Source organism: Pseudomonas sp. PMCC200344 (assembly GCF_030053095.1).
GTDB classification, from domain to species: Bacteria; Pseudomonadota; Gammaproteobacteria; order Pseudomonadales; family Pseudomonadaceae; genus Aquipseudomonas; species Aquipseudomonas svalbardensis.
The window spans coordinates 1,048,640-1,061,542 of the sequence record NZ_CP125618.1 but is presented as its reverse complement, the minus strand read 5'-3'; the positions used below and the strand labels follow the sequence as shown (position 1 = coordinate 1,061,542).

13 protein-coding genes are annotated in these 12,903 nt (G+C 56.9%); 6 read left to right on the top strand and 7 right to left on the bottom strand.

The genetic code is table 11. From position 1 onward, the window contains the following. Nucleotides 1-8: 8 nt before the first annotated feature. Complete coding sequence (locus tag QFW87_RS04665) at nucleotides 9-1,802, bottom strand: DUF1302 domain-containing protein (RefSeq protein ID WP_283189924.1); 1,794 nt, start codon at nucleotides 1,800-1,802, stop codon at nucleotides 9-11. An 897-nt stretch (nucleotides 1,803-2,699) separates the two neighbouring features. On the opposite strand from QFW87_RS04665, the gene QFW87_RS04660 reads away from it, so the two are divergent. The 3 genes from QFW87_RS04660 (at nucleotide 2,700) to QFW87_RS04650 (ending at nucleotide 6,187) form a co-directional block, all read left to right on the top strand. Beyond that, complete coding sequence (locus QFW87_RS04660) at nucleotides 2,700-4,922, top strand: S-type pyocin domain-containing protein (RefSeq protein WP_283189923.1); 2,223 nt, start codon at nucleotides 2,700-2,702, stop codon at nucleotides 4,920-4,922. A gap of 2 nt (nucleotides 4,923-4,924) precedes the next feature. Beyond that, on the top strand, nucleotides 4,925-5,191 hold the full coding sequence (locus QFW87_RS04655) for a bacteriocin immunity protein (protein WP_283189922.1): 267 nt from the start codon (nucleotides 4,925-4,927) through the stop codon (nucleotides 5,189-5,191). A gap of 228 nt (nucleotides 5,192-5,419) precedes the next feature. Further along, on the top strand, nucleotides 5,420-6,187 hold the full coding sequence (locus QFW87_RS04650; RefSeq protein ID WP_283189921.1) for an N-acetylmuramoyl-L-alanine amidase: 768 nt from the start codon (nucleotides 5,420-5,422) through the stop codon (nucleotides 6,185-6,187). 77 nt (nucleotides 6,188-6,264) lie between these two features. Here the strand turns inward: QFW87_RS04650 and QFW87_RS04645 are convergent, their stop codons facing one another. The 5 genes from QFW87_RS04645 to QFW87_RS04625 all read right to left on the bottom strand — a co-directional run bounded on the left by QFW87_RS04645 (nucleotide 6,265) and on the right by QFW87_RS04625 (nucleotide 10,182). After that, nucleotides 6,265-7,176 carry an SDR family oxidoreductase gene (locus QFW87_RS04645; RefSeq protein WP_283189920.1) on the bottom strand — a complete coding sequence of 304 codons (912 nt, stop codon included), beginning with the start codon at nucleotides 7,174-7,176 and terminating at the stop codon, nucleotides 6,265-6,267. 111 nt (nucleotides 7,177-7,287) lie between these two features. Then, nucleotides 7,288-8,190: an alpha/beta hydrolase gene (locus tag QFW87_RS04640; RefSeq protein ID WP_283189919.1), complete on the bottom strand. Its 903-nt coding sequence runs from the start codon at nucleotides 8,188-8,190 to the stop codon at nucleotides 7,288-7,290. Continuing rightward, nucleotides 8,190-8,972: a class II aldolase/adducin family protein gene (locus QFW87_RS04635; protein ID WP_283182993.1), complete on the bottom strand. Its 783-nt coding sequence runs from the start codon at nucleotides 8,970-8,972 to the stop codon at nucleotides 8,190-8,192. The genes QFW87_RS04640 and QFW87_RS04635 overlap by 1 nt, the downstream gene beginning before the upstream one ends. Before the next feature lie 147 nt (nucleotides 8,973-9,119). After that, nucleotides 9,120-9,806: an LrgB family protein gene (locus QFW87_RS04630; protein ID WP_283189918.1), complete on the bottom strand. Its 687-nt coding sequence runs from the start codon at nucleotides 9,804-9,806 to the stop codon at nucleotides 9,120-9,122. Next, nucleotides 9,796-10,182, bottom strand: a complete 387-nt coding sequence (locus QFW87_RS04625; protein ID WP_095129416.1) for a CidA/LrgA family protein — start codon at nucleotides 10,180-10,182, stop codon at nucleotides 9,796-9,798. Before QFW87_RS04625 ends, QFW87_RS04630 begins: the two co-directional genes overlap by 11 nt. A gap of 96 nt (nucleotides 10,183-10,278) precedes the next feature. Here QFW87_RS04625 and QFW87_RS04620 point away from each other — a divergent pair, with 96 nt between their 5' ends. After that, nucleotides 10,279-11,175 carry a LysR family transcriptional regulator gene (locus QFW87_RS04620; RefSeq protein ID WP_283182991.1) on the top strand — a complete coding sequence of 299 codons (897 nt, stop codon included), beginning with the start codon at nucleotides 10,279-10,281 and terminating at the stop codon, nucleotides 11,173-11,175. Here the strand turns inward: QFW87_RS04620 and QFW87_RS04615 are convergent. Then, complete coding sequence (locus tag QFW87_RS04615; RefSeq protein ID WP_123365302.1) at nucleotides 11,156-11,611, bottom strand: flavodoxin; 456 nt, start codon at nucleotides 11,609-11,611, stop codon at nucleotides 11,156-11,158. The genes QFW87_RS04620 and QFW87_RS04615 overlap by 20 nt on opposite strands. 154 nt (nucleotides 11,612-11,765) lie before the next feature. Here QFW87_RS04615 and QFW87_RS04610 point away from each other — a divergent pair, with 154 nt between their 5' ends. Both QFW87_RS04610 and QFW87_RS04605 read left to right on the top strand, forming a co-directional pair. Next, entirely contained in the window at nucleotides 11,766-12,242 is a 477-nt protein-coding gene (locus QFW87_RS04610) for a PAS domain-containing protein (RefSeq protein WP_283189917.1), read from the top strand. A 54-nt stretch (nucleotides 12,243-12,296) separates the two neighbouring features. Continuing rightward, nucleotides 12,297-12,902 carry a hypothetical protein gene (locus QFW87_RS04605; protein ID WP_283189916.1) on the top strand — a complete coding sequence of 202 codons (606 nt, stop codon included), beginning with the start codon at nucleotides 12,297-12,299 and terminating at the stop codon, nucleotides 12,900-12,902. The last annotated feature ends 1 nt before the right edge of the window (nucleotide 12,903 follow it).

The window sequence follows — 12,903 nt, the reverse complement described above, 5'->3', positions numbered from 1 at the left end:
CAGCCAGATCAGAAGTTCACGCCGAAGCTCAGCGCCAGGAAGTCGCGGTCTTCCAGGACGTTGTAGTCACCACCGAAGAAATCGGTGTAACTGAGGCTCGCGGTATAGGTGTTGCGGTAGTCGGCATCGACGCCGACGCTGACCGCCTTGGCGCCTTCGTTGAACAGCCCGTTGGGGCCGTAGCCGGCGACGTCGTGGGACCAGGACAGGTTGGGCTTGAGGTTGATCCCGGCGATGACGTTGTTGTAGTCGAGGATCGCGCGGGCGCGGTAGCCCCAGGAGGTCGAGGTGACAAAACCGTCGGTATCGCCGCCAAAACCGTACTGGCCATAGACCGAGTCACGGCCGTAACGCAGTTTGGTTCGCGATTCCAGACCACCGACTCGCACCACCGCCGCCTCGCCGACCAGGGTCAGCCGCTGGGCACCCAGCACTTGGTCGACGAAGTGCGTCAGGGTGCTCTGGATCTGCGTCACTTCCTTGCGGCGGTAACCTTTGTTGTCGGCACCTGGCGTGGTGGCGATAGGCGATGCCGCGCCGCCTGCGATCGGGTTGAGCAAGGCCAGAGTCAGGTCGTTGGTGTTGACTTGTACCGGAGCGTTGGGGCGATAGCTGATCTCACCAGTCCACGCCGTGCCGGTAGGCAAGGTGGTGGAAAAGCTCGCGCCGTAGAGACGAATGTCTTCCGGGTACTCAAGGTAATACTGGCCGCGTCCGAGCATCACACTCTGAGCCAGTGCAGACCCGGTACCGGGCGCGATTCTGTTGGCGGCACCGACAATGGCCGGGATCCGTGCCAGCGTTGTCAGGCCGGCAGTGGTGGTCCCGACCGTCGGACTACGGCTGTGATAGTTCATGAAGTACAAACCGTACTCGGTGTCGTCGCCGAGCCAGCGCAGCGCCGTCCCCCACTGCCCGGAGTCGCGGGCGTCGCGGTCACCGCCACGCGGTACGATCACACCTTCCTGACTGACCTCGAAGCCTTGGCCAAACGCTGCAGCGATCGGTTGCAACGGTGCGATCGCCGGGCTGGCAACCGTGTAATTCTTGTTGCAGCCGTCTGCCGCCACATCGACACCGAAGAAGGTGCCGCAGTTATCGAGAACGGTCTGGTCCCACTCCAGTTGATAGAAACCTTCCACCGAGAGTTGGTCGGTCAGGCTTTGCGAGGCGAACAGCATGTTCACCGGAATCAGGCCTTCCTTGATTTCGGCGCCAGGACGACGGAACGCTGAAACGTCGATCGGGTTGATGCTGTTGATCGAGTTGCCGATGAAGGTACTTTCACCCCAACTCACCACCTGCTTACCGGCGCGCACAGTGCCCGGCAGATCGGCGATGGAATAGTTGTGATAGACGAAGGCGTCGAGCAGCTGCGCCCCGGAGGACTTGGCGCCTTCTTTACGACCGCTGTCACTGATCGGCTTGAACTCACGATCCTCGTCCTTGAGTTCGAAGTCATACCAGTACTTGCCACGCACGAACACCCCGGTGTCGCCGTACTTCAGTTCGAGGTCGTGAATCCCCTTGAAGATCTTGGAGAAGGTTTCGCCCTTCTTGAAGTTCAGCCGCCCGTCATCCCCGGTCGAAGACTGGCCGGTCCCGCCATTGACGACGCCCACCAGGGATTTGTCGGCGTCGCGCATGCCCCAGCTCGCGCCGATGGACAGCGAAGAGTCAAACGTCCCCTCGATTTCGCCAATGTTGAATGAAACAGCCTGCGCCTGGGCACAGCAACCCAAGGCCACCGCGGCGGCCAGCGCCTGCGGTTTGAAGATGGCGCGCATTGTTGTTTTTGTCATGCGTCTTCCCCGGTGAGTGACAGAAGGCCACACCCTACTGCCGCACGTTGGGAGCGATAAGCGCACCAAGGAGGTATTCGCGATGTACCTCCTAAGGATGAATGCCCACATGGAACGGGGATTTGCGCGGGTTATGGATGGGCTGGATGGGGGGTTATCAGTCAGGTGCATAGGGCGTTGTGAACGCAAACCTGTAGCAGCTGCCGAAGGCTGCGTTCGGCTGCGCAGCAGTCGTTTAATCAACCACCTCGGTATTTCAGGATGACCGTGCAGGCAGGGTTTACGACTGCTGCGCAGCCGAACGCAGCCTTCGGCAGCTGCTACAGGAATGAGATCCCCCATGAGGAGCGGAACTGTTGCCGATACTGCAACAGTGCATGTCATGAATCGCTGTTTTTCCTTTTGGCTCAAGGCCTTATTCTTGCCGGGCTTTCACGGAAAACGGCCGGAAAGCACGAAGCAATGGCGGTGGCCAGTCCATGCCATTAGCGACAGATTTCAGATGAACTGAAGATTTCTCGATTCATTGCCCCGTGTTCACTGACGTTGATTTGTTGCTCCTTGATCCAACGTCTTACTTTGGCCGCTGCGTTTGCAGCGGCCTTTTTTATGGGCGATGGTTTTGTGGCGCCGTCTCCTGCCTTTTTGATGTTTAAAGCAGTCCTACAAGAAGATTCCCATACCTGCATAGGAAACATCTTTATGCACCGTGGATAATTTTGCACTTACTCCTATTTATCCGAAACCTCTGTCGAATTTCAATGTAAAAGCCCACACATTTATCAGACCCACGATTTCTAATTTAACTGTAACTTGAAACCGCACAAAACGGTTGTTTGCGAAATATTCTCTATAAGTTCGCAAACTTTCTCTGACATCCAGCACATTCACAAGGATATGAATATGCAAAGACCTCCACCTTTTGTATTGACCGAGCCTGTCTGGACAACAGGCGTAGCCCCTCCCGGATTTACCCCTGCACCTCAAACTCCTACTAATACCTATAACAGCGGAGCATTCGGGTTTCCTCCGGGCGCCGGCCGAGTTGTAAGAAAAATAACCCACACCATCGCGACAGCCGAACAAGAATATCAAGCCCAACTAACACAACTGCCACAAATTATTGAGAACGAGCTTACCGCGACAAGACTGAATGGACCCACCAACCCAGTTCCCCCTATTGAGGGAATTGCTCGAGAACTGGAGGTAATTAACAGACTGGCGGCACGCAAGAGGGCCGAGTTCGATAACAAGACAGCAATAGCCAATAGTTATTACGGCTACGACCCAATTGGCAGGCCCTTTCCGGAGATCCTTAAAAAAGGTGTGACCCTGGAGAAACCGTTTCATGCAAACAGTCTTGGAATGCTGGCATGGAACAAGTCCTACAACGCAGCGTATGACGCAAGGCTGTTATCCCAAACAATCCATTCGCTTGAGCAGCGATACGGCAATCTAGTGACAACCCTCACAGCCTTGCAGGCTGCGGAACAAGCGCGATTGGCAGCAGAACAGGAAGCACAACGAGTAGCTGCCGAGCGCGCCCGGATCGCAGCTGAACAGCAACGCCTGAAAGAAATCGCTGATGCGGCACGCCTAGAGGCACAACTTAAAGCGCTAGCTGATTTTCAGGCTCAAAATCAGGCTCAAGAAAAAGCACGAATCGCTCGATTGAAAAGAGAGCTGGCCGAGGCTGAAGCTAATGCAGAAGCAGCCGCGCAGCATTTCGCAGCTGAGCAAGCTCGTCTCCAAGCCGAAATGGAACAGCGAATCGAGCAGATACAAAAGCAACTGCAAACAGAAAGACAGAGTCGGGAGACTCGCAGGAAAGTCATTGATACAGCTACCGCCGTGGCTCAACGCCAAGCTCAACTGGCGAATCTGAAAATACGGCAGCAAAAGGAAAAGCAGGCGCAAGAGCGCGAGCGGCAACAGGCTCTTCTAGCGGCAGAGGCTGAGACCCAACGACAAGCCGAGCAGGCACGCCTCCTGACGCAATGGCGAGAGGAAACAGAGGCTCGGTGGCAAAGCCCCTCGTTTGCCAATGTCGGTTCAATGGCGGCATTCGGCCCAACGTTTACCGGCATACTCGGAACATTCGGCGTTAGTCCAGCGACGTCCTTGGCGCTCAGGACCGCGTTACGAGCAGCGGTAGCCGCGGCTATCGCAGCACTCGCATCAGTAGCAGCGCCGGTCCTGGTCGGGTTCGCCGCTCTATTGGCTCCCTCCAGGCTGGGTAATGGTGATCTTTTCTCTGTCAGTGTTCCGCTGTCAGAACTCGCTCCTGATTCAACTGCCGACCTGTATGAACTGGCAGCCGTCGGAGGGGAAATCGACCTGCCGGTGAGACTCGGCTCGAGGACGATAGGCAACAGGGTAGAGATCGTTGTTGTTACCACTGACGGAGTGACAGTACCCGCCAGCGTGCCCGTAAAGCTTGCTCACTTTGACGCGCGCAAGAATGTCTATGTTTCCGGCAGCACCGTCTCCAACGGTCCCGTCATCACCTGGACGCCGCTGGTAGAACCGCAGGATCCTTCAACGGAATTTCCGCTGATCGACACTGACCTGCCGATCTATGAAGGCGCTACCGTCACCCCCGACACAGGGCGAATCGATCCGTTTCCAGAGCTGGATCTCTACGGATTTGGTGGCTTCATCACCGTCTTTCCGATCGAGTCCGGCATCCCTCCGACATTCACGATGTTCAGGGATCGGCGACAGGATCCCGGTGTTGCCAGTGGCGCCGGACAACCAGTTTCCGGAAACTGGTTGGGTGCAGCCTCGACGGGAGAAGGAGCGCCGATTCCGATGCAGATTGCGGATAAATTTCGAGGACGGGAGTTTTCGAGTTTTAAAGCGTTTCGCAGAGTATTTTGGAAGGCCGTGGCAAATGACGAATTTCTGATTGATCAATTTACCGAAGTCAACAAGCTTGATATTAGAAATGGGCTATCACCGGCTGCTCTGTTTTCGGATCAAGTTGGTGCACGTAAAAAATTTGAAATTCACCACGTTAAGCCAATCAATGAAGGCGGCTCGGTCTACGACATAGATAATCTTCGTGTACTAACACCAAAGCAGCACATCGAAGCCCATTCAAAAAAGGGAGAAATGTAAAAATGAAATTAAAAAATAAATTCGAAGAATACACAGAAACCGAATACCTAAGCCTCATAAACAGGTTATTTGAAGGCGATTACTCATCGGAGAAAGAGCACGACGCAATTGTTGACAACATCGTAGATACTTCAGAACACCCAAACGGCACTGATATTTTATATTACCCAGCAGATGGTGTTGAAGACAGCCCAACGGGCGCGTTAAACGCCATTAAAACCTGGCGAGCAGCCAACGGCAAACCAGGCTTCAAACCTGAAGCGCAGTAATCCAAACAAAGAAGCAAGCATTCGTGCTTGCTTCTTATACTGTCCATTCGCAGCCAGTATTCATGCGAACCAGTGAGAGACTGTCTACCACCTACACGCTTCTCGGAAATCGACTACATCGTTCTGTAATCATACGAACCGCCCCAACGATTAAGGTTAATAACAAGTCAGCCATTCATTTGCAATGGCGCGCTGACACTAACCTAATTCATTGCGAGCAATCTATTCATGAGACCCATTGACTACAACAAATACCGCGCCACTAAAAGCTTCAACACCCGCGTACGCTTTCTGATTTTCCACTACACAGCCGGCAACTTCTCCAGTTCGGTCAACGCACTGACCGGCCCGAATGTCAGTGCCCACTATCTGGTTCCCGACATTACCGATCCGAGCTACTTGAAAGCAGGTTATACCGGGCAGGAAGTGTTCAATCTCGTCGACGAATCCAAACGTGCGTGGCATGCGGGCGTCAGTACCTGGGGCAACCAAAGCAATCTGAACGACACGTCTATCGGCGTTGAAATCGTCAACCTTGCAACGTTTAGCCAAGGGGTTTTCAACTTTCCGCCGTATCAGCCAAAACAAATTGCCGCCATTGAAGAGCTGGCGCTGAACATCCTTGAACGTTACCCGGATATCAGCCCGACCCTTGTTCTGGGGCACTCGGATATTGCGGTCGGCCGCAAGAGTGACCCAGGGCCGAAATTCCCCTGGCATGCCCTTTATTTGAAAGGCGTCGGTGCCTGGTTCGACGATGCCACCCGAGACACCTATCTGCAGCAATACAACGAGACCGGCATTCCAGCCCGAAGCGACTTGCTCAAACTGTTCAAGACCTACGGGTACGACGTTTCCGGCGCGTCAACCGAACAAGGCTTCACACACCTTGTTCGGGCCTTTCAACTGCACTTTCGCCCGGAAACGTACGACGGGATCATGGATGCGCAAACGGCAGCGAATCTGGCGGCATTGGTTGACAAGTATTTCCCTTGAAGACCGCTGCAAACCAGATGTCGGGCCCGACTATTAAGAACCAGCCAGGTCAAGAACGGTGACCTTGCTGGTTTCCTTTAAATCGAATACTTCTGCAAATTCGCCATCATTTCCTTCAGCGCTTCAAGGTTGTCCTGCGGGTGCGCCGCGCCTTCGAAGTCGCAGATCTGCTGCCAATGCGCCGCCACATCTTCCGGCGAGAACCCAATCCGCGGATCAAACCCCGCGCCGAGACTTCGTTCCCAGCGCACCTTGCCCATCCAGCCGCCACCGACTTCAAACAGCCCGGAGGTTTCCTGGCAGTTCTCGCTGGCGAGGTACACCACCAGCGGGCTGACCAGTTCCGGTTTGAGTTGTTCGAAGACTTGCGGCGGGATCAGGCCTTCGGTCATGCGGGTGCCGCCGGTGGGGGCGATGGCGTTGACCAGGATGTTGTTCTTGCGGCCTTCGATGGCCAGGGTGCGGGTCAGGCCGTAAAGTCCGAGTTTGGCCATGCCGTAGTTGGACTGGCCGAAGTTGCCGTAAATGCCCGAGGTCGAAGCGGTGAAGATGATGCGGCCGTAATTTTGCTCGCGCAGGTACGGCCAGGCGGCGCGGGTGACTTTGTAGGCGCCTTCGACGTGGACGCGGTAAACCAGGTCCCAATCGCCGTCTTCCATTTTGTGGAAGGTTTTGTCGCGCAGGATCCCGGCGTTGTTGACCACTACATCGACACGGCCGAAGGTATCGAGGGCGTTCTGAACGATTTTGTCGCCGTCGGTGACGGAGTCATGGTTGGCCTCGGCGATGCCACCGGCCTCACGAATTTCGGCCACCACCCGGTCGGCCGCCGAAGCGTTTGCGCCTTCGCCCTGAGTCGAGCCGCCGAGATCGTTGACCAGCACTTTGGCGCCCTGTTTGGCGAACAGCAGCGCGTGGGCCCGGCCCAGGCCACCGCCTGCACCCGTGATAATCACGACTTTATCTTCGAAGCGCACAGACTCATTCATTGGGGGACTCCAGCAGGCCAGGGGACAATGAGTCCGAGTGTCAGGCACGGCGATGCGGGTCACAATGAACTGGGGTGAGGCTGAATGGTACGCGATAAGGCAGGGGGATAATCAGGAGCAGGCGGCCTTGCGCGGCGGTGAAACCAGCTGATCGCGAAACTCCAGATAGTGCTTGAGCACCTGTCCCGGCGCCTCGGTCTGAGGGTAGTGGCCAATACCGGGCAACAAGACCGTGTCCGGGTTCGGGATCAGTTCCCGATAACGCTCGACCATGTGCGCGCCCGAGATCGGATCGACCTCACCATCGATCACCCGCAACGGCACTTCACCACGCTGCATCGCGCTGACCCAACGCTCGCGCTGGGCACGCCGCTCAGGGATGTAGGCGATCAATTTGTGCATGATCCGTGGCCCTTGATTGCTCTCGATCAAGCTCCAGAAATCATCCATCTCGCTCTCTGTGGGGCGACTTTGCGGACCGAAAATCTGCCGGAAACTCTTCACCAGACCGTCACGGGAAAAGGCTCGCCCGATCATCCAGCCCAAGGGGCTGAGCAGAAGTTTTTGCATCAGTATCGGGCGATGGGTTTCAGGAAAGAGGCCGCCATTAAGGAACACACAACTGGCGATATGGATGCGCGCTTCGTAATGCCGGGCCAACAGTTCCTGGGCCACGCTGTCGCCATAATCGTGGGCCAACAGGTGCACCGGCTGCTCGACTCCCAGGTGTGCCAGCAAGGCCTGTTGCAGATCGGCCTGCTCCAGCAGGCTGTATTCGCGATTCACCGGTTTGGCGGAGTCGCCAAAGCCGAGCATGTCGCAGGCAATCACCCGATAGCGCTGGGTCAGCGGCTGCCACAGGAAGTGCCAGTCCCAACTGGCGGTCGGGAAGCCGTGAATGAGCAACAGTGGTTCACCCTGCCCGGCCGTCCAGTAACGGATGGTCTGGCCACGGAATACGAACGTCTGGCCGCGTTTGCGCCAGACACACAGGGGAATCTCGGCGAGTGCCATTAGAGTTTATAACCCGCGTCTTGTTTATCGAGTTTGCGCAGCAGCGCTGGCCAGGCCAGTGCGCCGCCCATCCCTTGAGCACTTTTGGTGACGCCGGCGATCATTGCCTTGGCGCCTGCCAGAATCTGCGGTTCGATGGCGATCAACTCGGCGCCACCGTTCTGCGCCAGCACCTGGATATCGCAGGCGCGCTGGAAGGTAAACATCATCAGGAACGTGTCGGCGATGGTCGCGCCGCAGGTCAGCAGACCGTGGTTGTGCAGCATCAGGAAATTGTTTTCGCCGAGGTCGGCTTGCAGTCGCGCCTTCTCTTCATGGTTAAGCGCAACACCTTCGTAGGCGTGATAAGCCAGGCTGGACAAGACAAACAATGATTGTTGGCTGATCGGCAAAATGCCTTGTTTCTGCGCCGACACCGCGACACCCGCCGCCGTATGGGTATGCAGCACGCAGACGACATCGTGACGAACCTCGTGAACCGCACTATGGATGGTGTAACCCGCCGGATTGATCTCGTAGGGGCTGTCCATCAGCTTGTTGCCGGCCTGATCGACCTTGACCAGGCTCGACGCGGTAATCTCATGGAACATCAGCCCGAACGGGTTGATCAGAAAGTCTTCGGTACCGGGGACCTTGGCCGAGATGTGGGTAAAAATCAGGTCATCCCAGCCATGCAGGGCGACCAGACGATAGCAGGCGGCAAGATCGACGCGGGTCTGCCACTCAGCGGCGCTGACCTGATCTTTGACACTGTGTGGCGATTGGACGGGGGCTACGTTCACGGCAAGGAACCTCTGATTTTTATTCTTGGGGTTTCTATTGTTTACCGACGTTACAACAGTCTAGTCACGCCCCGGGGATCGTGTAGTTGCATTGGCAGCCAGCTTGATGGCCTAGCGAGTCAGTACCCCAACGAACGTGGATCCATGTCAAAGTACTGCCGCCAACAATGGTGCGGCGAACAGATTCAGCAACCCCGTCAGAACCATGACTAACCCCGCCACCGAGCCCTCTTCACCCCCCACTTCATGCGCCCGACTGACCCCTGCACCGTGCGCGCCGACGCCATACAAGGCCCCTCGAGCCAAGGCGCTGCGCAGGGGCAACCACTTGAGCAGAATGCCGCCGAGCATCGCCCCGAACACCCCGGTGAACATCACAAACACCGCCGTCAGTTCCGGTACGCCGCCGAGGTCCTGGGCCAGCGGCATGGCAAAAGGCGTGGTGATCGAACGTGGCACCAGCGACATCGTCACCGAACTGTCCAGCGCCAGCGCCTTGGCTAGCCCGAACGAACTGCCGATGGACGCCACGCTGCCCGCCAGCATCCCAAGCAACAACGCCGACCAATGCCGCATCAGCATCTGCCGCTGCTGCCAGATCGGTACTGCAAAAGCGACGGTAACCGGCCCCAGCACCAACATCAGCCAATGGGTGTTGCTCGAATATTCGGCATACGCGGTGTGCAGCGGCACGGCGAGAGCCAACAAAAGCGCCGGGACCAGAATCAGTGGCGACAGCACATAGTGCCCAGAGCGTCGGTAGATCCAACGGCTGAACAAATAGGCCAGCAGCGTGAAGGCCAGCCAGAACATCGGCATCAGCTCAAGCTTCACGAGACCTCCTCAACCGCACCACCAGTTCCACGGTAAATGCGGTCACCAGCATCACCATCAGCGTGCTGACGCCGATCACCAGCAAAATTCGCCAACCGTCGCTGCGCAGCAGACCGCCGTAATCGAGCAGGCTCATGAGCGCCGGAATGAAGAACAACAGCATCTCGGCCATCAACAGGCCGGCGCCCATTTGCAGCGCCGCCGGTTTGACCACACCCAAAGCGAACGCCAGCAGCAACAGCACCATGCCGATGACACCACCGGGAATCGGCCAGGAAAACCACACGGCCATCTGGCAGCCGAGCAGATAGATGGCCAGTAGCACGGCTAATTCGGTCGCCAGTCGAGCCAAGCTTTTTAAGGTTGATGCGTTCATGTCTTCGGTCCTCCCAGGTGCTCATTTTACGGAGCGGGCTGCCATAGCCGAAGCGAATTGTTAGACTCGCAGTCATTCCAAAATGGAATCAGGCAGATGGAATTCAAACAGCTACGCAGCTTCGTCGAGGTCATGCATCAGGGTGGTTTTACTCAGGCCGCCAAGACCTTGCACATCAGTCAATCGGCGGTGAGCAAGCAGGTCGCCCAATTGGAGCAGAGCCTCGGTACACCACTGCTCGAACGACTGGGTTCACAGCTGCGTCTGACCGCCGCCGGCAGCGTGGTTCTGCAACGGGCCGAAGGCATGTTGCGGTTGCGCAACGAACTGCTCAGTGAGCTGGATGACTTGAGCCAACTGGCCCGCGGGGAATTGCGTCTGGGTTTGCCGCTACTGGGCAGTGACGCGTTGTTCGCCGGACTGTTCGCTGAATACCGGCGACGCTACCCCAACATCAGCATTCAATTGCTTGAGGGCGGCAGCCTGAACATCGAACAGGCTGTTTTGAGTGGAGAGCTGGAACTGGGTGGCAGCCTGTTGACGAAGGACCCGCAGTTCGCCTTCCAGCCTTTCTGCGATGAACCGCTGGACGCCCTGCTGCCGGCCGATCATTCGCTGGCGTCGAAGACTGAGATTGGGCTTGAGGAATTGGCCGACACGCCATTCCTGCTGTATCAGCGCAGCTTCGTGCTCAACGACCGTTTGCTACAAGCCTGCAAGCAGCTGGGATTTACGCCCAAGGAAAGCGGCCGCAGCGGCCAGGCGGATTTTCTCGCGGCGCTAGTGGCCGCCGGCCAAGGTGTGGTGTTGTTGCCCCGCGTGGTGGCTCGCGGGCTGGTGCGGCCAGGCGTGGTGCGTCTGACCTTGAACGCGCCGAGCTATCTGCGTTGGGACATCGCCTTCATCTGGCGTCAGGGCGCGTACCTGTCAAAGGCCGCGCAAGCCTGGCTCGCCTTGCTGCGCGAGCGTCCGGTCAGCCCCGCAGAGCGCTGACCAACTCCGCCAGCCAAGGCTCGGCGTCGGTTTCCGGCGTCACGCTTTCGCTGGCGTCCAGGCGCAACATGGGCAGGACTTCGCGTAGGCCCAGTTCGCCAAACAATTCGCGCATCAACTCGCCGCCACCGCAGAACGTATCGCCGTAGCTCGCATCGCCCAGGCCAATCACGGCGCCCGGCAAGCCACGCCAGGCAGCAGGCAACTGATCGCGAATTGCGAAATACAGCGGTTGCAGGTTGTCAGGCAACTCGCCCATGCCGGTGGTCGAGGTCACCGCCAGGAAGGCTTCGGGACCAAAGGCCTGAACATCGGCGAGGCTTGCACGCGGGTTGTGCCAGGTTTCGAAACCCGCAGCTTTTAAAATATTTGCGGCGTGGCGGGCGACTTCTTCAGCCGTGCCGTACACCGAGCCGGAAAGGATGGCGACTTTCATCAATCTGATCCTGAAGCTGAGTAAAAAGACGGGGGATATTAACAGCCGTGGCAAAAAAGCTGCGATTGACTCTCAATTAACGCTGGTGGCCAGTAGAAAGTTCTCAGTGTTCTTTTAGAATGCATCCCACCATCAAATTGGAAAGGACTCTCCGATGATTAACGCCCAACTGCTGCAAATGGTGATCAACGCTTCCAACGACGGCATCGTGATTGCCGAAAAGGAAGGCGAGCAGGACAACATCCTGATTTACGTCAACCCGGCATTCGAACGCCTGACGGGTTACACCAGCGAGGAAATCCTCTACCAGGATTGCCGTTTTCTTCAGTCCGGGGACCGCGACCAGGAAGCTCTCCCGTTGATTCGCGAGGCCTTGAGCAGTGGCCGGGCTTGCCGGGAAATCCTCAGGAATTACCGCAAGGACGGCACGCCGTTCTGGAACGAGCTGTCCCTTTCGACGGTGAAGAACCCGGATGACGGACAGACTTATTTCATCGGTGTGCAGAAAGACGTCACCCTTCAGGTCAAGGCGCAGCAGCGAGTCGCGCAGTTGGAGGCGCAATTGGCCGAGGTCCAGGCCGAGCTTGCCGCACTAAAAACGACGAACGGCGAAAACAAAACGAAGAATTGATTGTCATTAACTACAATCACCAGTGACTTTGTAACTATTTCTGTCGAGCGGATCATGCAACGCGACGCACTCCTGACTCAGGATGAGCTGGATTTTATCCAGACAATGCAACACAACCCGCAACTCAATGTGCGGGATGCGACGTCGAGCCTGCTCGTCAACGGTGGTTCACAGATCCGTGACCTGCTCACGCGCCTTGCCGCTCATGAGCAAGTCACCATCCAGGCCAACTTCGAAAATCAGCAAATGACCTTCCCGCTGCACCTGGTGGAAGACGAATTTCACGCAATGCATTTACGCCTCGGCGTCCCCAGCATCTATGAAGACGGACCGATGGTCCGGCCATGGCGCCTGGTACTCGAAGAACCGGTAGCGCTGGAGAATGCCAATGGCCAGCCCGGTACGATGTGGGTGCACGAAGTATCGTTCAAAGGGGTCTTGCTGGAAGTTCGCAACAAGACCAAACCGCCCAAACATTTCGCCTTGTGGTTCAGCCCGTCTGGCTACGAGCGCATCGCATTGCGCGGCACCTTCGAGAAAGAAACCAAGAACGGCTTCTTTGCCTATCAGTTGAATCAGGGTGACAAGGACGAAACCGAGCGTATGCGCCAGTACATCCTTCAACAGCATCGGCTGACGCATCCGGCCATGCATCTCTGAT